General features: G+C 75.2%; 16 protein-coding genes. 3 read left to right on the forward strand and 13 right to left on the reverse strand.

All coding sequences use genetic code 11. The features are described from left to right. Positions 1-9 precede the first annotated feature (9 nt). The 5 genes from AC3WUG_RS02840 to AC3WUG_RS02860 all read right to left on the reverse strand — a co-directional run bounded on the left by AC3WUG_RS02840 (position 10) and on the right by AC3WUG_RS02860 (position 5,313). Positions 10-1,506 (reverse strand): alpha/beta hydrolase family protein, encoded by a 1,497-nt coding sequence (locus tag AC3WUG_RS02840; RefSeq protein WP_492326261.1) that lies wholly within the window; start codon positions 1,504-1,506, stop codon positions 10-12. 68 nt (positions 1,507-1,574) lie between these two features. Further along, positions 1,575-2,492 carry a GTPase Era gene (era, locus tag AC3WUG_RS02845; RefSeq protein WP_492326262.1) on the reverse strand — a complete coding sequence of 306 codons (918 nt, stop codon included), beginning with the start codon at positions 2,490-2,492 and terminating at the stop codon, positions 1,575-1,577. Between the two features lies 1 nt (position 2,493). Then, the gene (locus AC3WUG_RS02850) at positions 2,494-3,801 is read right to left on the reverse strand and encodes a hemolysin family protein (protein WP_492326263.1); all 1,308 of its coding nucleotides are present in this window, start codon (positions 3,799-3,801) and stop codon (positions 2,494-2,496) included. Continuing rightward, positions 3,798-4,250 carry an rRNA maturation RNase YbeY gene (ybeY, locus tag AC3WUG_RS02855; protein ID WP_122149451.1) on the reverse strand — a complete coding sequence of 151 codons (453 nt, stop codon included), beginning with the start codon at positions 4,248-4,250 and terminating at the stop codon, positions 3,798-3,800. The genes AC3WUG_RS02850 and ybeY overlap by 4 nt, the downstream gene beginning before the upstream one ends. Positions 4,251-4,302: 52 nt before the next feature. Beyond that, positions 4,303-5,313: a PhoH family protein gene (locus AC3WUG_RS02860; protein WP_492326264.1), complete on the reverse strand. Its 1,011-nt coding sequence runs from the start codon at positions 5,311-5,313 to the stop codon at positions 4,303-4,305. 207 nt (positions 5,314-5,520) lie between these two features. Here AC3WUG_RS02860 and ppdK point away from each other — a divergent pair, with 207 nt between their 5' ends. Continuing rightward, complete coding sequence (gene ppdK / locus AC3WUG_RS02865; RefSeq protein ID WP_492326265.1) at positions 5,521-8,232, forward strand: pyruvate, phosphate dikinase; 2,712 nt, start codon at positions 5,521-5,523, stop codon at positions 8,230-8,232. Positions 8,233-8,313: 81 nt separating this feature from the next. Here ppdK and AC3WUG_RS02870 read toward each other — a convergent pair whose 3' ends face one another. From AC3WUG_RS02870 to AC3WUG_RS02905, 8 genes are all read right to left on the reverse strand, one after another. Next, on the reverse strand, positions 8,314-9,258 hold the full coding sequence (locus tag AC3WUG_RS02870) for a carbohydrate ABC transporter permease (RefSeq protein ID WP_492326266.1): 945 nt from the start codon (positions 9,256-9,258) through the stop codon (positions 8,314-8,316). Then, positions 9,255-10,202, reverse strand: a complete 948-nt coding sequence (locus AC3WUG_RS02875; RefSeq protein ID WP_492326267.1) for a carbohydrate ABC transporter permease — start codon at positions 10,200-10,202, stop codon at positions 9,255-9,257. The genes AC3WUG_RS02870 and AC3WUG_RS02875 overlap by 4 nt, the downstream gene beginning before the upstream one ends. Positions 10,203-10,251: 49 nt before the next feature. Further along, positions 10,252-11,520 carry an ABC transporter substrate-binding protein gene (locus AC3WUG_RS02880; protein WP_492326268.1) on the reverse strand — a complete coding sequence of 423 codons (1,269 nt, stop codon included), beginning with the start codon at positions 11,518-11,520 and terminating at the stop codon, positions 10,252-10,254. A gap of 103 nt (positions 11,521-11,623) precedes the next feature. Next, complete coding sequence (locus AC3WUG_RS02885; protein WP_492326269.1) at positions 11,624-13,576, reverse strand: glycoside hydrolase family 127 protein; 1,953 nt, start codon at positions 13,574-13,576, stop codon at positions 11,624-11,626. A gap of 263 nt (positions 13,577-13,839) precedes the next feature. Further along, entirely contained in the window at positions 13,840-14,925 is a 1,086-nt protein-coding gene (locus AC3WUG_RS02890) for a LacI family DNA-binding transcriptional regulator (RefSeq protein ID WP_492326270.1), read from the reverse strand. Continuing rightward, a complete protein-coding gene (locus tag AC3WUG_RS02895; RefSeq protein ID WP_492326271.1) occupies positions 14,922-15,929 on the reverse strand; it encodes a LacI family DNA-binding transcriptional regulator in 1,008 nt (335 codons plus the stop codon). The genes AC3WUG_RS02890 and AC3WUG_RS02895 overlap by 4 nt, the downstream gene beginning before the upstream one ends. A 210-nt stretch (positions 15,930-16,139) precedes the next feature. Continuing rightward, the gene (locus AC3WUG_RS02900) at positions 16,140-17,471 is read right to left on the reverse strand and encodes a S1C family serine protease (RefSeq protein ID WP_492326272.1); all 1,332 of its coding nucleotides are present in this window, start codon (positions 17,469-17,471) and stop codon (positions 16,140-16,142) included. Between the two features lie 202 nt (positions 17,472-17,673). Further along, on the reverse strand, positions 17,674-18,897 hold the full coding sequence (locus tag AC3WUG_RS02905) for an amidohydrolase (protein ID WP_492326273.1): 1,224 nt from the start codon (positions 18,895-18,897) through the stop codon (positions 17,674-17,676). Between the two features lie 117 nt (positions 18,898-19,014). Between AC3WUG_RS02905 and AC3WUG_RS02910 the strand changes: the two genes are divergently transcribed. Both AC3WUG_RS02910 and AC3WUG_RS02915 read left to right on the forward strand, forming a co-directional pair. Beyond that, a complete protein-coding gene (locus tag AC3WUG_RS02910) occupies positions 19,015-20,016 on the forward strand; it encodes a ketopantoate reductase family protein (protein ID WP_492326274.1) in 1,002 nt (333 codons plus the stop codon). A gap of 142 nt (positions 20,017-20,158) precedes the next feature. Then, a complete protein-coding gene (locus AC3WUG_RS02915) occupies positions 20,159-20,536 on the forward strand; it encodes an RNA-binding S4 domain-containing protein (protein ID WP_492326366.1) in 378 nt (125 codons plus the stop codon). The last annotated feature ends 111 nt before the right edge of the window (positions 20,537-20,647 follow it).

Here is a 20,647-nt window from a genome sequence, read left to right on the forward strand (position 1 = left end):
TCCACACCCTCAGATGCCGAGCTGGTACACGCCCCAGTACGCGAGGACCACCAGCAGGGCCGCGCTGGCCGCGCAGGTCCCCCACAGCAGGACGTGCCCGAGCACGCCGTGCGCCATCGGCTCGCCCGCCCGGCGCAGCCGCCGCAGCCGCACCACGACGGCCGCCGCGGCGGAGACGGCGACCAGGCCGAGCACGCGCACCGCGATCCAGCCGCCCTGCACGATCCAGCCGTTGCGCTCGTAGCCGACCGCGAGCCGCGCGACCGCGACCAGGTACCAGACCAGCGCCACGACCGTCGCCACCGAGGCCGCGGACAGCAGCGCGAGCCGCCGGGTCAGCGCGCGGTCGCGCCCCGGCCCCGGCTCGCGGCCGCGGACCCGCCGGACCCCGACCACGGCGAGCCGGCCGACCGGCAGCAGCACGAGCACCCCCACCGCGCCCGCGACCAGGAACAGCAGCACGTCGCCGTCGCCCAGCCACCGCGGCTGCGGGACGGGGCCGGCCCAGTACAGCTGCTCCGGCTGCTCGCCGGCGATCCGCGGGGCGGCCGAGGCGGTCGCCGGCAGCCCCTGGACCCAGCCCACGAGGTCGTGCAGGAACGCGGGGGCCACGACCTCGTCCACCCGGATGCCGTGGTCGGCGCCCCGGTAGTAGCGCACGGTGTAGTCGGTGTTCCCGGCGATCGCCAGGTCCCGGATGATCTGCTCGGCGCCCTGCACCACCGGCATCGAGGCGTCCGCGGTGCCGTAGACGACCAGCACCGGCTGGCTCATCCGGCGCTGGTAGGGCGCGACGTCGAAGTCCGCGTAGTCAAGCCCGCCGCCGGGCAGCGACATGCCGACCGCCCGCGGGATCGCCCGGAACACCTGCTGCGGCACGCCGGTGTTCCGCAGGTAGGAGTCGACCGCGAACGCGGCCTGCTGCCGGGGCGGCACCACCGGCGCGGAGGCCAGCACGACGAACCCGATGCCGGGCTGCTCGGCGGCCATCACCGGCGCGATCCAGGCCCCCTCGCTCTCCGCGTACACGCCGACCCGGTCCGGGTCGATCCCGGGCAGGCCCCGGAGCAGGTCCCACGAGCGCAGGTAGTCGTCGGCCATCGCCACGTAGTCGCGGTGCCGCAGCGTGTAGGTGTCGAGCCGCTTGTTCGGCACCAGCGTCGCGACGCCGGCCTCGGCGAGCGAGCGCGCCTGGTCGACGAACGCGTCCTCGAACCTCCCCGTCCCCGCACCGTGCACGAACACCACGGCGGGCACGTCGCCCTCGACGCCGACGGGCACGAGCAGCCGCGCCTCGACGTCCGCCCCGTCGAGCTGCACGGTGAGCACCGACTCCTGCACCGGGTAGGTGCCGAGCGCGGGCGCGCCGGTGATCGCCGTGGACTGCGCCTGCACCGTCAGCGGGTCCGTCAGCGGCACCGGGGCCCACTGCGGGCCCATGAGCGCCCCGAGCACGGCGAGGACCACCGCGCCCACGACGGTCCCCGCAGCGGTCCGGTAGCGCACGTCGCGATTATCCCCGTGGTGGGTACCCCCCGGGGGGACCCCCTGCTCCCGCTGCGTGGTCGCGGCGCTCAGAAGCCCAGCCGCCCGAGCTGCTTGGGGTCGCGCTGCCAGTCCTTGGCGACCTTGACGTGCAGGTCGAGGTACACCCGGGAGCCGAGCAGGGCCTCGATGCCGCGGCGCGCGCGGGTGCCGACCTCGCGCAGCCGGGAGCCGCCGCGCCCGATGACGATCGCCTTCTGGCTGTCCCGCTCGACGAACAGGTGCACCCGGACGTCGAGCATCGGGGTCTCCCCCGCGCCGGTCTCCCGGGGGACGATCTCGTCGACGACGACCGCGAGCGAGTGCGGCAGCTCGTCGCGCACGCCCTCGAGCGCGGCCTCGCGGACCAGCTCGGCCACCATCACGGCCTCGGGCTCGTCGGTCAGCTCGCCCTCGGGGTACAGCGCGGGGCCCTCGGGCAGGTGCTGGACCAGCACCTGCTCCACGACGTCGACCTGGTAGCCCGACTCCGCGGAGACCGGGACGATGTCGGCCCACTCCCCGAGCTCGGAGACGGCGAGCAGGTGCTCCGCGAGCCGCTGCTTGCCGACCAGGTCGGCCTTGGTCGCGATCGCCACGACCGGCGTGCGGCGGCCGAGCTGCGCGAGCTGCTCGGCGATGAACCGGTCGCCCGGGCCGACCTTCTGGTCCGACGGCAGGCAGAAGCCGACGACGTCGACCTCGGTCAGCGTGTCGCGCACCAGGTCGTTCAGCCGCTCGCCGAGCAGGGTCCGGGGCCGGTGCAGCCCCGGGGTGTCCACGAGGACGAGCTGGGCGTCCGGGCGGTGCACGATGCCGCGCACCGTGTGCCGGGTGGTCTGCGGCCGCCCGGAGGTGATCGCGACCTTCTGGCCGACCAGCGCGTTGGTGAGCGTCGACTTGCCGGCGTTGGGCCGGCCGACGAGGCAGGCGAAGCCGGAGCGGTGGGGCACGGGGGTCTCCGTCATGTCAGTGGTCCGTCGGGGTGGGGGCCGGGTCGGCCGGTCGGTCGGCGGTCTCGCGGGGGTCCGCGTCGTCGTCGGGCTCCGGGGCGCGGGAGACGAGCACCCGGGCGACGCGCTTGCGCCGCCCCTCGGTGCCCTGCGCGACCAGGCGGAGGCCGTGGATCTCGCCGGCGGAGCCCGGGATCGGCACCTTGCCGAGCGCCTTGGCGAGCAGGCCGCCCGCGGTGTCGACGTCGTCGTCCTCGACGTCGAGGCCGAACAGCTCGCCCAGCTCGTCCTTCGCGAGCCGCGCGGGCACGAGGTAGGTGCCGCCGCCGAGGTCCTCGACCTGCGGGGCGTGCGGGTCGTGCTCGTCGGTGAGCTCGCCGACGATCTCCTCGAGCGCGTCCTCGATGGTCACCAGGCCGGCGATGCCGCCGTACTCGTCGACGACCATCGCGATGTGGCTGGCGCCGGCCTGCAGCTCGCGCAGCAGCTCGTCGACCGGCTTCGACTCCGGGACGAACACGGCCGGCCGGACCAGCGAACCGGCCGGCGCCTCGGCGCCCTCCGGGTCGTCCTGCATGCGGCGGACCAGGTCCTTGAGGTAGAGCACGCCCCGCAGGTCGTCGACGCCCTCGCCGACCACGGGGACGCGCGAGTACCCGGAGCGCAGCAGCAGCGACAGCACCTTGCGCAGCGGGGTGGCCTCGTGGGTCGTGACCATGTCGGTGCGCGGCACCATGACCTCGCGGGTCAGGGTGTCGCCGAGCCCGAGCACGGAGCGCACCATCGCCCGCTCGTCCACGTCGATCGACGGCGACTCCCCCACGCGCTCCACCATCTCGCGGAGCTCGTCCTCGTCGAGGTCGGTGCCCGCCGCCGGGGCGACCCGGACCAGCGGGCCCGCGACCGCGCGCACGGCGAGCAGCAGCCGGGACGTGGTGGTGAGCACCTGGCGCGGGTACCGGTGGCCGAGCGAGCGCGGGCTGAGCCGGGCGAGCACCACGGTGAGGAAGGCGCACGCCGCCACGGCGACGACGAGCTCCGCCGCCCACGGCAGCGACGAGGCGGCGATCGCGAGCGTCAGGCAGACGGCCGCGACCATCTCGCACAGCAGCCGGACGACGCCGGCCGACCCCGCGACGGCGGCGCGGTCCTCGGTCAGCCGGCGGACGCGCTCGCCCGCGGGGTGCCGCGACGCGAGCAGGTCGGCGACCACGCCGCGGGACAGCCGGAGCACGGCGGCCTCGCCGGCCGAGAGCACGGCCGCCACGAGCAGGGCCAGGACCGTCAGGGCCGCGAGCAGCCCCAGCGGGACGCCGGCGGTCATCGCCCTGCGAGGAAGGTCAGCAGCAGCTGGCGCTGCAGGCCGAACATCTCCTTCTCCTCCTCCGGCTCCGCGTGGTCGTAGCCCAGCAGGTGCAGGATCCCGTGCGTCGTGAGCAGCAGCAGCTCCTCGGCCGTGGAGTGGCCGGCGGTGCGCGCCTGCTCGACGGCGACCTCCGGGCACAGCACGACGTCGCCGAGCAGCCCGGCGGGCGTCGGCTCGTCGGCGCGCCCGGGGCGCAGCTCGTCCATCGGGAACGACAGCACGTCCGTGGGGCCGGGCTCGTCCATCCACTTCACGTGCAGGTCCGTCATGACCTCGGTGTCGACGAACAGGATCGACAGGTCGGTCTGCGGGTGCACGTGCATCTGGTCCAGGACGAAGCGGGCGAGCGCGGCGAACTCCGCCTCGTCGACCTCGTGACCGGACTCGTTGTTGACCTCGATGCTCATCTCGGGGCCCCCGCGGAAGCGCGAGCGCAGCGAGCGGTTTCGTGGGGTGAGTTCATCTCTTGGTGCTGTCCCAGCGTGCGTAGGCGTCGATGATGTCGCTGACCAGGCGGTGCCGGACGACGTCCGAGGAGGACATCCGGCAGAACGCGACGTCGTCCACGTCGTCGAGGATCGACTCGACCACGCGGAGGCCGGAGGTCGTGCCGGACGGCAGGTCGACCTGGGTGACGTCGCCGGTCACGACCACCTTGGAGCCGAAGCCCAGGCGGGTGAGGAACATCTTCATCTGCTCGGCCGAGGTGTTCTGCGCCTCGTCCAGGATGATGAAGGAGTCGTTGAGGGTGCGGCCGCGCATGTAGGCGAGCGGCGCGACCTCGATCGTGCCCGCCTCCATCAGCCGCGGGATCGACTCGGGGTCGACCATGTCGTGCAGCGCGTCGTACAGCGGCCGCAGGTAGGGGTCGATCTTGTCGCTGAGCGAGCCGGGCAGGAACCCGAGCCGCTCCCCCGCCTCCACCGCCGGGCGGGTCAGCACGATGCGGTTCACCTGGCGGGCCTGCAGCGCCTGCACGGCCTTGGCCATCGCCAGGTAGGTCTTGCCGGTGCCGGCGGGGCCGATGCCGAACGTGATCGTGTTCCGGTCGATCGCGTCGACGTACTCCTTCTGGCCCGCGGTCTTGGCCCGGATGGTCCGGCCGCGGCTCGACAGGATGTTGAACGTCAGGACGTCGGCCGGGCGCGTGGCGGTGCCGGCGGTGAGCATCGCGACGGAGCGCGTGACCACGTCCGGGGTCAGCGGCGTGCCGGCGACGGCGGTCTCGACCAGCTCGTCGACGAGGCGGGCGACGAGCGCCACGTCCCCCGCCGGGCCGCCGAGGGTGATCTCGTTGCCCCGCACGTGCACGTCGACGGTGCGGAAGCCGTCCTCCACGGCGCGCAGGACCTGGTCGTCCATCCCCAGGAGCTCGACCATGGACACGCTCGACGGGATCGTGATCCGGTGCTCGACCCGGGCGGTCCCGGGGAGCGATCGCCGCGGGCGATCGGGTGTGGTCTCGGCCATGTGCTCGGCGTGCGCCGTGCGCTCCGTTCCTCGAGGTGGGTCTAGTGCTCCCATCCTACCGACCACCGCCGACGGACCGCCCCCGGATTCTCCTCGCCGCCCGGCGGCCGCGCCAGGTACCGATGGCCCTACCGGACCGCGACCGCGGGGAGCAGAGTAGGGAGGGCGGGTGCGACGACGCCCCCGCGGTCGTACCCGGAGGTGCACGTGGCCAGCTATGTCCAGGACTTCTCCGAGGGCGGGATGGACCAGAAGGACCTGCTCGGCGGCAAGGGCGCGAACCTCGCCGAGATGACCCGCCTCGGCCTGCCGGTGCCGCCCGGCTTCACCATCACCACCGACGCCTGCCGGGCGTACATGCGCACGGGGCACCTGCCGCCCGAGCTGCGCGTGCAGGTCACGATGGCCGTGCGCCGGCTCGAGGACGCGCTGGGCCGGGGGCTCGGCGACTTCCACGAGCCGCTGCTGGTCTCCGTGCGCTCGGGCGCGAAGTTCTCCATGCCCGGGATGATGGAGACCGTGCTCAACGTCGGGCTCAACGACGCGTCCGTCATCGGGCTCGCCGAGCTCGCGGAGGACGAGCGGTTCGCCTGGGACTCGTACCGGCGGCTGATCCAGATGTTCGGCAAGACCGTCCTCGACATCGACGGCGACCTGTTCGCCGACACGCTCGACAAGGCCAAGGCGGCCAAGGGCGTCGAGCAGGACGTGGACCTCGACGCGGCGGATCTGCGCCAGCTCGTCGAGGCGTTCAAGGAGATCGTCCGCACGGAGTCCGGGCGCGTGTTCCCGCAGCACCCGCGCGAGCAGCTCGACCTGGCGATCGTCGCCGTCCTGCGGTCCTGGAACACCGACCGCGCGCGGCTGTACCGCCGCCGCGAGCGCATCCCCGACGACCTCGGCACCGCGGTCAACGTCGTCAGCATGGTGTTCGGCAACCTCGGGCCGACCTCCGGCACCGGCGTGGCGTTCACGCGCGACCCGGCCACCGGGCACTCCGGCGACTACGGGGACTACCTGGCGAACGCCCAGGGCGAGGACGTGGTCGCCGGCATCCGGAACACCCTGAGCCTGGCCGAGATGGAGCAGGTGTCCCCGCAGGCGTACGGCGAGCTCCGCCAGGCCATGCGCCGGCTGGAGACCCACTACCGCGACCTGTGCGACGTCGAGTTCACCGTCGAGCGCGGCAGGCTCTGGATGCTGCAGACCCGGGTCGGCAAGCGCACGGCGCCGGCCGCGTTCCGGATCGCCACCCAGCTCGTCGACGAGCACCTCATCACCATGGACGAGGCGCTGACCCGGGTCAGCGGGGCGCAGCTCTCGCAGCTGATGTTCCCGCGGTTCGACGCGCACGCCGAGCGGACCCTGCTCACCACCGGGATGGCCGCCTCCCCCGGCGCCGCCGTGGGGCACGCGGTCTTCGACTCCGCCGCGGCCGAGGCGCGCGCCGCCGCGGGCGACGACGTGGTGCTGGTCCGGCGGGAGACCAACCCGGACGACCTCGGCGGCATGATCGCGTCGGTCGGCGTGCTCACGGCGCGCGGCGGCAAGACGTCGCACGCGGCGGTCGTGGCGCGCGGCATGGGGCTGACCTGCGTCGTCGGGGCGGACGCGCTCGACATCGACCCGGCCGCCCGGTCGATGAAGGTGGGCGGCCACGAGGTCGCCGAGGGCGACGTCATCGCGATCGACGGCTCCACCGGCGAGGTCTACCTCGGCGCGGTGCCGGTCGTCCCCTCCCCCGTCAGCACCTACCTCGGGGAGGGTCTGGACGCGGCGCTCGAGCAGGCCGGGCCCGACGAGGAGACCGCCGAGCTCGTGCGGTCCGTGCACCGCGTCCTCACGCACGCGGACGACACCCGCCGGCTCCGGGTGCACGCGAACGCCGACACCGCCGAGGACGCCCGGCGCGCCCGGTCGCTCGGCGCGCAGGGCATCGGGCTGTGCCGCACCGAGCACATGTTCCTCGGCGAGCGGCGCGTGCTGGTCGAGCGGGTGGTGCTCGCCGACGACGACGAGGAGCGGCAGGCCGCCCTCGACGCCCTGCTGCCGCTGCAGCGCGAGGACTTCGGCGCGCTGCTCGCGGAGATGGACGGGCTGCCCACCACCATCCGGCTCATCGACCCGCCGCTGCACGAGTTCCTGCCCGACCTCACCGACCTGGCCGTGCGCGTCGCGCTCGCCCGGGAGCGCGGCGAGGAGGACCCGCACGACGTGAAGCTCCTCGCCGCCGTCCGCCGGATGCACGAGGCCAACCCGATGCTCGGCCTGCGCGGCGTCCGGCTCGGCCTCGTCGTGCCCGGGCTGTTCGCCCTGCAGATCCGCGCGATCTGCGAGGCGGCGGCCGACCGCCTCGAGGCCGGCGGCGCCCCGCACGCCGAGATCATGGTCCCGCTGGTCGGATCCGTGATGGAGCTGCACCTGGTCCGGGACGAGGCGCTGCGGATCATGGCCGAGGTCGGCGAGGCGCGGGGCGTCGCGCTCGACCTGCCGGTCGGCGTCATGATCGAGCTGCCGCGCGCGGCGCTCACCGCCGACCGGATCGCCGAGGTCGCGCAGTTCTTCTCGTTCGGCACCAACGACCTCACGCAGACGACGTGGGGCTTCTCCCGGGACGACGTCGAGGGGGCGTTCTTCCCGGAGTACCTCGCGAACGGGGTGCTCACCGTGTCCCCGTTCGAGACCATCGACACGAAGGGCGTCGGTCGGCTCGTCCGCATCGCCGTCGAGGAGGGTCGGGCCACCCGCCCGGACCTCACCGTCGGCGTCTGCGGCGAGCACGGCGGTGACCCGGAGTCGATCCGGTTCTTCGACTCGGTGGGTCTGGACTACGTGTCCTGCTCGCCGTTCCGGGTGCCGGTCGCGCGGCTCGAGGCCGGCAGGGCCGCGATCCAGGGAGCCGACTCCGACGCTCGGTGAGGGGGCGCGCGCGGCGCCGCCCGCCCGGTTGGGACACCGGGAGGACGGCGGCGCGGCGCCCGGCCCGCCGGGGGCGGACCGCTACTTCACCGCGCCCGACAGCAGGCCGCTGACGTAGTACTTCTGCAGCAGCAGGTAGATCACGATGCAGGGCACGACCGTCACCGTGACCCCCGCCTGCATCACGCCCCAGTCGAGCTGGTTGTTCTGCCCGGACGCCAGCATCTGCAGGCTGACCGGCAGCGTGTACCTGTCCTGGTCCACCAGCAGGATCAGCGTCGCGAAGAACTCGTTCCACGCCGTGAAGAACGTGAGCAGCGCGGTGGAGATCACGCCGGGCAGCGCGACCGGGAGCAGCACGCGGCGCATCGCCCCGAGCGTCCCGCAGCCGTCGATCATCGCGGCCTCCTCCAGGCTGCCGGGCAGCGCCGCGAACGTGTTCCGCATGAGGAACAGCCCGAACGGCAGGCTGAACGTCGCGATGACGAGGACCAGCCCGGGCAGCGAGCCGAGCAGGCCGAGGTTCCGCAGGATCAGGAACAGCGGCGTGATGATCGCCTGGAACGGCACCATGAACGCGACCAGGGCCAGGAAGAAGATGAACCCCGAGCCCCGGAACGGCAGCTTGGCGAACCCGTAGCCGGCGAGCGTGGCGACGACCGTGGTCAGCAGGGTCACCGACACCGAGACCAGCACCGAGTTGCCGAGCGAGCGCAGCAGGCTGATCCCGGACGACGAGTCCGCGAGCGCCGCGTAGTTCTCCAGCGACCAGTCGTGCGGGAACATCGTCGGCGGGACCGCGACGGCCTCGGCGGGCGCCTTGAGGCTCTGGGTGATCATCACGTAGAGCGGGTAGAGGAACACGATCGCGAGGCAGAGGCAGACGACCCACCACGCGAGGCGGGGCATCGAGGCGCGGACCTCCGCGACGGTGCGCGGGATGCGGCCGCGGCGCCGGGGCGCCGGGGTCCGGGACGGGTCGGGGGTGGCGAGGGCCGAGGCGTCGGCGGCGACCAGCGTGCTCATGCGTTGTCCGTGTTCCTCAGCAGGAGCATCTGCAGGGCGCTCACGGCCGCGAGGACGACCATGAGCAGCACCGACATCGCGGCACCGGCGCCGAGCTCGAACTGGATGAAGGAGGTCCGGTAGGTCTGGAACACCGCGGTGATCGTCGAGTTCGACGGCCCGCCCGCGGTCATGATGAAGAACTGGTCGAACGCGAGCAGCGACCCGGCGACCGAGAACACCAGCACCAGCGCGAGGGTCGGCCGCAGCAGCGGCAGCGTGATGTGCCGGAAGGCCTGCCACCGCCCCGCGCCGTCGATGCGCGCCGCCTCGGTCACCTCGACCGGGATGGACTGCAGCCCGGAGGACAGCAGCAGCATCTGCAGGCCGACCACCTTCCAGGTGACCATCGCCAGCACGATGACGAGCGCGGAGGTGAAGGTGGCGAAGGAGTTCTGCGACGCGTCGAGCAGCCCCGCGCGCTCCCCCAGCGCGGCGGCCGGGCCCAGGTCGGGCTGGAACAGGTACATCCACAGGTAGGACGCGGCGGCCATGCCGATCACCACCGGGATGAACCAGATCGTCTGGAACGCCCGCGCGGCGCGGGTGCCCCCGCGGACCAGCAGCGCGAGCACCAGCGCCACCGCGAACAGCAGCGGCGTGGCGATCAGCGTGTACCGGAGGGTGAAGCCGACCGCCGCCAGGAAGTCGGAGTCGGTCAGGGCGTCGGCGTAGTTCTCCAGCCCGACCCACGTGTGCTCGCCGAGCATCGGCCAGTCGTAGAAGGACATCCGGACCGTCTGCGTCAGCGGCCACAGGAAGAACAGGCCGAGCATGACGACGGCGGGCAGGACCATGAGCACGCCGAGCCGGGTGCGCCGGCGGGCGAGGGTGGCGCGCCTGCGGCGGCGCCGGGGCAGCGCGACGCCGCCGGGTGCGGGTGGGGCCATGACGGGTGCGGTCATCGCTCGGAACTCCGTCGTTCGAGGGGGGCGCGGTGCCCCGCGGATGAGGTCAGTCGTTCGCCTTGTCGAGGATCGCCTGGGCGTCCTCCTGGGCCGCGGCCTGCGCGTCGGCGACGCTGCCGGGTCCGAACACGGCGTCCTGGATCAGCCCGGCCCAGACGCCGTTGTTGTCGTTGAACAGCTCGTTCTCGACGATCGAGTACGGCACGTGCCCGACGGACAGCGCGTCCGCGAACACGGCGAACCGGGGGTCCTGCGGCACGTAGATCTCGTCGAGCAGGTCCATCCGGATCGGCAGGATCGCGTGGTCGGCGAGCACCTGCTGCGCGTCGCGGTCGGTCGCCCACTGCAGGAACTCCCAGGCCCCGTCCGGGTTGTCGGCGCCGGTCATCACCGACAGCACGTCACCGCCCGCGAACGAGGCGGACCCGCCGTCCTGACCGGGGATCGGGGCGACGCCGAAGTCGACCGCGCCGTCGGACACCAGCGTCGACATGAACGAGGTGCCGTCGAACCGGATGCCGACCGTGCCGGACTGGAACGCGCTCGCCGCGTTCGGGCCGGCGTCGGTGCGCACCAGCTCGGGCATGGTGCCCGCGTCGTAGAGGTCCCGGTACAGCTGGAGTGCCCCGCCGACCTCGTCGGAGTCGAGCAGCGCCTCGGTGCCGTCGGCGTCCAGCACGTCGCCGCCGGACGCCCACACCAGCGGGGTCAGCGAGAAGATGTTGCAGCCGCCGCACGCGCCGGAGAACACGAACCCGTTGCTGCCGTCGCCGAGCGCGGCGACCGCCTCGGCGGCCTGCTGCACCTCGGCCCAGGTGGCCGGCGGGGCCTCGGGGTCGAGCCCGGCCTCGGCGAACAGGGTCTTGTTGTAGAACATCACCGACACGTCTCCCGTGAACGGGACCCCGTAGGTGCGGCCCTCGTAGGTGACCTGGTCCAGGTGCGCCGGGCTGAGGTCGTCCGCGTACGGCAGCGCGTCGACCCGGTCGGTCACGTCCGCGAGCACGCCCGCCGAGGCGAAGTACGGCGCGAACACCAGGTCCAGCGACGCGATGTCCGGGCCCTGGTAGGCCGCCACCGCGGTGCCGAGCTTCTGCACGAAGCTCGTCGCGGGCACCAGCGTGACCTCGACCTGGGTCTCGTGGGTCGCGTTGAACTCGTCCGCGAGCGTGCCCATGATCGCCTTCTGGTAGTCGCGGACCCAGAGCGTCACGGTGTCGTCGTCACCGCCACCACCGGAGCCGCTCGCGCAGGCGCTCGCGCCGAGCACCACCGCGGCGGCCAGCGCGGCCGCCCTCCTGACCCGTCTGCGCATCGTCGCGCCGTCCCTTCGTCGTGGGGTGCCGGCCCTCGGCGGGCCGGGTCGTGCGTCGTGGTCGCCCGGCGCCGGACCGCTCGGTCGCGGCGCCGGACGCCGGTCAGGCGAGCGGGAGCCAGACCCGCATGGCGCCCGGGGCGCGGTTGCCCCACTGCGCGTACGGGATCGCGGTCAGCCGCACGGGTGCGCCCGCCGCGGGGGCGCCCGCGCCGGGCCCGTACAGCGGGACGTCGGCGACCTCGGTGGCGACGCCCTCCGCGGCGATGCGCGGCAGCGGGTCGTCGCCCGGGACCACGGTGAGGGCGCCGCCGGCGCGCAGCCGCACGTCCTCGACGGACGGGCCGTCGGGGTGGTCGGCCTGCTCGACGCAGTAGACGACCGGGCCGCGCACGAGCGCCACCGAGCCGCGCACGGCGTCCACCCGGGGGTGCGCCGCGACGGCGGTCGCCGGCATCTCCAGGTCGAGCTCGGCCCGGCGGGTGCCCGCGGGCAGCACCAGGTAGCCGTCCTCGAGCGGCAGGTCGGCCCGGGTCGTCGCGGCGAGCGGGACGCCGTCGACGGTCACCCGCAGGCGGGTGGCCCAGCCGGGCACGCGCAGCGCGAGCGACCCGGTGAGCGAGCCGTCGACCTCGACCCGCACGCGCCCGTCGGCCGGGTACGCGGTGTCCACCCGGACGGCGCCGGTGCCCAGGTGCCCGGGGACCTCGATCGTCGCCGCGGAGTACAGGTGCACCCGCAGCGCGTCGTCGGTCGCCGTCGCCAGGTACGCGTGCAGCGACGCGACCAGCCGGGCGATGTTCGGCGGGCAGCACGCGCAGGAGTACCAGGGCGTGCGCCGGGACGGGGCGTTCTCCTCCTCGCGGTGCCCCTCGCGCAGGTGCAGCGGGTTGGAGTAGAAGAACGACCGCCCGTCCGCCGACACCGAGGCGGCGACGGCGTTGAGCAGGGCCCGCTCGATCGCGTCGGCGTACCGGGAGCCGCCGTCGGCCAGCAGCATCCGGTAGGACCACTGCACGTCGGCGATGGCGGCGCAGGTCTCGGCGTAGGCGCGGTCCGGCGGCAGCTCGTAGGCGTCGCCGAACGACTCGTCGAAGTGCCGCGAGCCCATCGCCCCGGTCACGTACATCTTCTGGTGGTGCGCCGAGTCCCACTGCGCGCGCATCGCGGCGAGCAGGGTGTCGTCGCCCTGCTCGGTGAACACGTCGGTGACGCCCGCGTCCAGGTAGAGCTGCCGCACGGCGTGGCCGGTCGCCTCGAGCGACTCCCGGACGGGGGCCTGGTCCTGGAAGTAGTGCGCGCCGAGCCGGTCGGGGCCGAGCAGCGCCAGGTCCTGCCCGCGCTCGTCGACCATCCGCCGGGCCGTGGCCAGGTACGGCTCGTGGCCCGTCTCGCGGTACAGCTCGACCAGCGCCGTCTCCACCTCCGGGTGGCCGCAGTAGCCCGCGCGGCCCTCGGGCCCGAACGTGGCGACGACGAGGTCGGCGCACCGGCGGCCCAGCGCGAGGTAGTCGGCCCGCCCGGCGCCGCGGTGCAGGGCGACCGCGGCCTGGACCAGGTGCCCGGCGCAGTACAGCTCGTGCGCCCAGCGCAGGTCCGCCCAGCGCTCGGCGGGCCGGTCGACCTGCACGAACGAGTTCAGGTAGCCGTCGGCGTCCTGGGCCCGGGTGAGCAGGTCGAGGGTCCGGTCGAGGAAGCCGTCGAACGCGTCGGTGCCCGTGCGGCCGATCTCCCAGCCGATCGCCTCCAGCACCTTGTAGACGTCCGAGTCGGCGAACTGGTAGCCGACGAACGGGCCGTCGTGCTCGCCGGTGACCCGGCGGAGGTTGGGCAGGGCGCCGCTGTCCTCCAGCATCCCGATGCTGTGCGGCAGCGTGGCGTCGGCGTTCAGCCGCTGCCAGCGGCCGAGGTGGCCGGCCGGGTCGAGGCGGACCGCGGAGGCCGGCAGCGGGCGCTGGACCAGGCGCTCGGTGGCGCGCGGGGCGACCGGGCCGGCGTGCGCGCGCAGCGGCTGCGCGGGGCGGGCGGTGGGTGCGGTGGTGGCCGCGTGCGTCATGGGGCTTCCTCGCCGTGAGCGGTGCAACGGTGCGGACGCCACTCTGCTGTCCGATTACATCGATGTCAACACCGACAACTCGCGTGGCGGGCATGCGGCGAGCGCCTTGCCGCGCGATCCTGGGCGCCGACGGGGCTCCGACCTCCGCGGATGATCTGACATCGATGCACGCCGTGCCCGTGCAGGAGGCGCGTCCCGGTCCCCGTCGATCTCTCGCGACGCACCCCGATCGGACGGCCGGTCCCGGGAGGACGGGGTGGGGATCAGGCCACGGGCGTCCGCGGACCGCCGCTCGACTCCCGCACGGCCAGCCGGTGCTCCGCCACCACGACGCGGGGCTCCCCCGCGTACCCGCCGATCCGGTCGACCAGCAGCTCGACGGCGGTCCGGGCGATCTGCTCCTGCCCGGGGTCGACGGAGGTCAGCGGCGGGGTCGAGAACCGGGCCTGCTCGGTGTCGTCGAACCCGACCACCGCCACGTCGTCCGGCACGCGCAGCCCCCGGCTGGCCAGCACGCGCAGCGCGCCGAACGCCATGGCGTCGTTGAAGCAGAACACCGCGTCGAACGCGGCGCCCGACCCCAGCAGCCGCACCGCCGCCGCCGCGCCCGACGACCGGCGGTCCCAGTCGGGCGCGTCGAGCACCAGGGCGTCGTCGACGGGGACGCCGGCCGCCGCGAGGGCGTCCCGGTAGCCGGCCTCGCGCAGCGCGGCGGACCCGCCCCTCGGCGTCGCGCCGATCGCCGCGATCCGCCGGCGGCCCGTCGCGAGCAGGTGCGCGACGGCGGTCCTGGCCGCCCCGCGGTCGTCCATCACGGCCTGGTCCGCGGGCGGCGCGCCGAGCCGCGGCCCCAGCAGGACGACCGGGCCCTCGACGCGCAGCCGCTCGACCTCGGCGGGGCTCAGCGCCGCCGGCGAGACGATGGCGCCGTCGACCTGCTGCCGGCGCCCGCCGGTGAGCACCGCGCGCTCGGCGGCCGCCACCGCGTCGGTCGGCTCGATGACCACGGTCAGCCCGCGGCGCTCGCCCTCGGCGATGACCCGCTCGGCCAGGTCGCCGAAGTACGGCTGGTACAGGTGCGGCAGCGCGAACGCGATCACGCCCGTGCGCCCCGACCGCAGCCGGCTCGCGAACGGGTTGACCCGGTAGCCGAGCGCGGCCACCGCGGCGAGCACGCGGTCGCGGGTCGCGGGTCGGACGTGCGCGTGCCCGGCGAGGACGTTCGAGACCGTCTTGACCGACACCCCGGCCGCCGCGGCGACGTCCGCCATCGTCACGGGCCGGTCGGGGTCGGCGGTGGCGCGGTCCGCAGCGGCGGGGGCAGGGCCCCGGGCGTGGGCGGTGGTCACGCGACCCCCACCCCGAGCGTGGACTCCCGCAGGCGCAGCTCGACGGCGGCGGCCGCCTTCGCCCCGTCGTCCCGAGGGGCGCGCCCCTCGATCCGGTCCTCGAGCAGCGCGACGGCGGTGCCGGCGACCTCGCTGGTCCCCTGCGCGATCGACGTCAGCGACGGCACGGCGTACCGGGCGTCCTCGGTGTCCCCCGACCCGACGACGGCGAGGTCCTCGGGCACCCGCAGCCCCCGGTCGAGCGCGGCGCGCAGCGCCCCCAGCGCCAGGGCGTCGGTGTGCGCGATCAGCGCGTCGACCGGCCGGCCGGAGTCGAGCAGCCGGGCCGCCGCCTCGGCGCCCGCCTGGCGGCCCCAGCGCGGCCCGACGTCGAGCAGCAGCGCCTCGTCGACGTCGAGACCGGCGTCGCACGCGGCGCGACGGAACGCGGCGGTCCGGCGCGCGCCCGGCGACCCCGGGCGGGGATCCGCCCCGAGCACGGCGATCCGCCGGCGCCCCGTCTCGACCAGGTGGGCGACGGCGGCGGCCACCGCGGGGTCCGCGTCGACCGCGGCCGCGGCCCCGGGTTCGACCCGCTCCCCCAGCAGCACCGCGGGCAGCGCCGCGGCGTCAGCGTCCTCGGCTCCCACGCCCAGCGCGTACAGCAGCACGCCGTCCAGCCCGCCGCCGCGGCCGCGCAGCAGCGCGAGCTCGCGGTCCCGGTCGCCGCCGGTCGGGTCGACGAGCACCGTCAGGCCGCGCCGGCCGGCCTGCTGCAGCACGGCGTGCGCGAGCTCGGCGTAGTACGGCTCGCGCAGGTCGGGCAGCCCGAGGCCGATGACGCCCGACCGGCCGGTGCGCAGCGTCCGCGCGGCGGGGTTGAGCCGGTAGCCGAGCTCGTCGATCGCCGCGAGCACCCGCGCCCGCTTGTCCGGGCTGATGTGCGGCTCGTCGTTGACCACGCGGGACACCGTCTTGACGGACACGGCGGCGCGGCGCGCGACGTCCTGCATCGTGACGGCCATGGTGGGTCAGCGTAGGGCCTGCCGGTGCGGGGCGGGCGAGCGCGCCCGGCCGGCGGGCTGCCGGGTCGCCGGGCGCGCCCGGGCTGCCGGGTCGCCGGGCCTCCGCGTTCCGGTCCGGCCGCCGCCGATGGTCGTCGGCCGCGCAGGAAGACGCAGGCCGCGCGGCGCGGGGCGCCCGGTCGCCTGCGAGCGGGCGACCGGGCGCCGGGATCAGTCCGCCGGGCCCGCGATCAGGGTGACGGTCGCCGTCTGCGCGGTGCCGTCGGTGGCGGTCCAGGTGAGCGTGACCTGGTCGCCGGGGGCGTGCGCCGCGAGCGCCGTGCTCAGCGCGTCGCCGTCCGCGACCGCCGTGCCGTCGACCGCGGTGACCGTGTCGCCCGCCGCGAGGCCGGCTTGCGCCGCCGGGGTGCCGTCGACGACGCCCGCGATCGTGGCGCCGGTGCCGGTCGAGCCGGTCGCCCCGCCCAGGCCCGGGACCGTCGAGGTAACGCCGGTCGCCAGCTGCACGCCGAGGAACGCCGGGTAGCCCAGCGTGATGGTGTCGGAGTCCTGACCCGCGACGATCTGCGTCGCGACGTCCAGGGCGTCGTCGATCGGGATCGCGAAGCCGGTGATGTCCGACGAGCCCGACGACGCGGCGGTCGTGATGCCGACGACCTCGCCCCGGTCGTCCAGCAGCGCGCCGCCGGAGTCGCCCGAGACCACGTCCGCGTCCACCTGGATCAGCCCGGTCAGCGACTCCCCGGACGAGACGCCCTCGGCCCGGGTGGTGATCGACTGGTCCAGCGCGGTGACGGTGCCGTCCGCGGCGAGCAGCACGCCGCCGCCCTCCGCGTTGCCCACCGCCGTGACCGCGTCGCCCACGGCGAGGTCGCCGTCGGAGTCGAGCGTGGCCGTGGTCAGGCCGGACGCGCCCTGGAGCTGGAGGACGGCGACGTCGGCGGTCGCGTCGGTCCCGACGACCTGGGCGGTGTACGTCTCGCCGGTGGTGCCGATCGTGACGGTGATCTCGGTCGCGCCCTCGACGACGTGGTTGTTGGTCAGCACGAGGCCGTCCGAGGTGAGCACGACGCCGCTGCCCGCGGCCTCGGCCGACTGGTAGCCGAGCACCGTGTCGATCAGCACGACGCCCTGCTGCTGGGCCTCGGTGGCGGTACCGGCGTCGAGGGTGGCGGTGCCGGTCGACGACGAGCCGGACGAGGAGCCGGGCAGGCCGGTCGACGGGGCGGAGCCCCCGTACCCGTAGCCCTGCGTCCCCGACGAGCCCCACCCGCCGAGGCCGGACCCGGAGCCGTCGCGGCCCGCCGAGGCGGTGAGCCCGGTGCCGGCGGTGCTCGCGGGCCAGCCGAGCGCGACGGCCGACCCGCCGAGGACCAGGGCCCCGGCGACGGCGCCCGAGGCGACCAGCCCGACGGCGGTGCGGCGTCGGCGGGAGCGGCGCGGGGCGGGCGGGGCGGCGGCGAGGGCGGGGTCGACCTCGGGCCGGGGCGCGGGCTCCTGCTGCGGGTCGGTCGGCTGGGCGGCCTGGTCGTGCTGGTCCATGGGGACACCTCCTGCGGGGCGCCGCTGTGGCGCCGACAGGAGCAAGAGAACGCCCCGATCCCGGAAGGCCGCTGAACCCTCCCTGAGCGCCACCCATGAACCCCCGCCGGCCCGTGAGGTCGTCACGACCGCGTGAGGTCGTCACTCGTTCGTGACGACCTCACCGCGATGTGACGACCTCACGGCCGTGGGACGCGCCGGGTCAGGCCGTGAAGCGCTCCGACCGCTCCACCACGCGGGCCGTCTGCGTCGCGTCGTCCCAGGTGTAGACCGTGCGGCCCTCGATGAGGACGTGCTCCGCGCGGGCGTGCACGTCGAGCGGGTCGCCCGACCAGATGACGACGTCGCCGTCGCGGCCCGGCTCCAGCGCGCCCACCCGGTCGTCGAGCCCGAGGAACGACGCCGGATTGACCGTCAGGGCCTCCAGGGCGGTCTCCCGCGGCAGGCCGTCCTTGACCGCGAGCGTCGCCTGGTGCACCAGGAAGTTGATCGGGACCACCGGGTGGTCCGTGGTGATGGCGACCCGGACGCCGGCCTTCGCGAGCGCCGCGAGGTTGGCGATGGCGCGGTCCCGGAGCTCGACCTTCGACCGCGAGGTGAACATCGGGCCGAAGATCACCGGGATGTCCCGCTCGGCGATGACGTCCGCGATCTTGTGGCCCTCGGTGCCGTGGTTCAGCACGAGGCGGTAGCCGAACTCGTCGGCCAGCCGGATGGCGGTCACCAGGTCGTCGTGCCGGTGCGCGTGCTGGTCCCAGGCGAGCTCGCCGTCGAGCACCCGCGCCAGCGTCTCCAGGCCGAGGTCGACCTTGAACGGCTCGCGCTTGGCCTCGGCGGCGGCGCGCGCGGCGCGGTAGTGCTGGGCGTCGGTGAACGCCTGCCGGATGATCAGCGCGGTGCCGAGCCGGGTCGACGGCGTCTGCTTCTTCTCGGCGTACACCCGCTTGGGGTTCTCGCCGAGCGCCGACTTCACGGAGACGGCCGCCTTGATGACCTGCTCGTCGATGGTGCGGCCGCCCCAGGACTTGATCGCGACCGACTGGCCGCCGATCGGGTTGCCTGAGCCCGGCTTCACGACGACGGAGGTGACGCCGCCGGACAGCGCGTCGCGGAAGCCCTCGTCGTCGATGTTCACCGCGTCGATCGCGCGGACGGCCGCCATGTTCGGGCCGGTCATCTCGTTGGTGTCGTTGCCCGCGACGCCCTCGCCCTCCTCGTGGATGCCCACGTGGCCGTGCGCCTCGACGAAGCCCGGCAGCACCCAGCGGCCGGTCGCGTCGATCACGGTCGCGCCCTCGGGGACGACGACGTCGGCGCCGACGGCCTCGATGCGGCCGTCGCGGATGAGGACGGTGCCGCCGTCGATCGGGTCGGAGGAGACGGGGACGACATGGCCGCCGGTGACGGCGACGACAGAGGAGCTCATGACCTCCACCGTACGTCGGCGCCCGGGACGGCCCGACCCGGGCGCAGGCCCGCGCGAGGGCGTCCGGCGGCCGACCGCCCGCGCCGCGAGGGCGCCGCGTGTGGCACGGTGGCACGCGTGCGATACGTGATCATCGGCGCCGGCGCGGTCGGCGGGACCATCGGCGGGCTGCTGGCGGAGGCGGGGCGCGAGGTCGTGCTCGTCGCCCGGGGCGCCCACCTCGACGCGCTGCGGGCGGACGGGCTGCACCTGACCACCCCGGCCGGCGCCCGGGTGGTGCGCGCCGCGACGGCCGCCGGGCCGGAGGACGTCGACCTGCGCCCCGGCGACGTGCTCGTGCTCGCCGTGAAGGGCCAGGACACCGCCGCGACGACCGCGCAGTGGGCGGGCCGCCCGGTCGCCGGCGCGCGGACCGCGGGCGAGGACCTGCTGCTGGTGTGCGCGCAGAACGGCGTCGACAACGAGCGCACCGCGCTGCGCCGGTTCGCGCGCGTCGCGGGCATGTGCGTGTGGCTGCCCGCGACGTTCCTCGAGCCCGGGCGGGTGTCCGCGGCCGGCAGCCCGGTGACCGGCGTGCTCACCGTGGGCTCGTTCCCGGTCGGCGACGCCGACCCGGACCTCGCCGCGGTCGGCGCGGACCTGGAGGCGGTCGGCTTCCGCGCGCCGGTCGTGCGGGACGTCATGGCGTGGAAGTACGCGAAGCTGCTGAGCAACCTCGGCAACGCCGTCGAGGCGCTGTGCGGCCCGGTGCGCGAGCCCGCGGCGAAGGAGCTGCTGACCGCGACGGTCGCGGAGGCGCGCGCGGTGCTCGCGGCGGCGGGGATCGAGCCGACGTCCCCCGAGGAGGAGGCGGAGGCCCGCGGCGACTTCACCCTCGTCGACCTCCCCGGCGTCACCCGGCGCGGCGGGTCGTCCTGGCAGAGCCTGGTGCGCGGCGCCGGGTCGATCGAGGCGGCCTACCTGAACGGCGAGATCGTGCTGCTCGGCCGCCTGCACGGGGTCGCGACGCCGCTGAACGCGGCGCTGCTGCGGCTGGCCGAGGCGGCCGCTGCCGCCGGCGAGCAGCCGGGCGGTCACGACGCGGCCGAGATCCTCGGCGCCGCCCGGGCCGCGGCCTGACCGGAGCGGCGACGTGCTGAGCGACGAGGCGGCGGGCCGGGCGGGCGGCGGCGAGGCGGGCCGGGCGGGCGGCGGCGAGGCGGGCCCGGGTACGGCGGGCGGTCCGGGGGCGACGGGCTCCCCCGTGCCCGCCGCCAAGCCGCTGCCCGCCGGCCCGCCGTCCACCCGGGTGGACCGCTGGGTGTGGGCCGTCCGGCTGACCAAGACCCGCGCCGCGGCGGCGACCGCGTGCCGCGCCGGCCACGTGCGGGTCAACGGCGAGCGCGCGAAGCCCGCGACGTCGGTCAAGGTCGGCGACGAGGTCCGGGTCCGCGGCGAGGGTCCCGAGCGGATCGTCGAGGTCGCATACGTCCTGGAGCGCCGCGTCGGCGCCGAGCCCGCCGCCCGGTGCTACGTCGACCGCACCCCGGCACCCCCGCCCCCGGAGCAGGTGGCTGTCGCAGCCCAGCGCGACCGCGGCGCGGGCCGGCCGACCAAGCGCGAGCGCCGCGAGATCGACCGTCTCCGCGGCCGCGGCTGACCCTGCTCGACCCGACGCCCGCGCCCGCCCTCGCTCCCTTCCCCGCCCCGGCTCCCGTGCCCGTGCCCGCGCCCGGGACAGTGGAACGTCGTGACCGACACGCCGTCGGCG

The sequence above is a fragment of the Cellulomonas sp. EB106-03-03-XG116 genome (assembly GCF_058792015.1).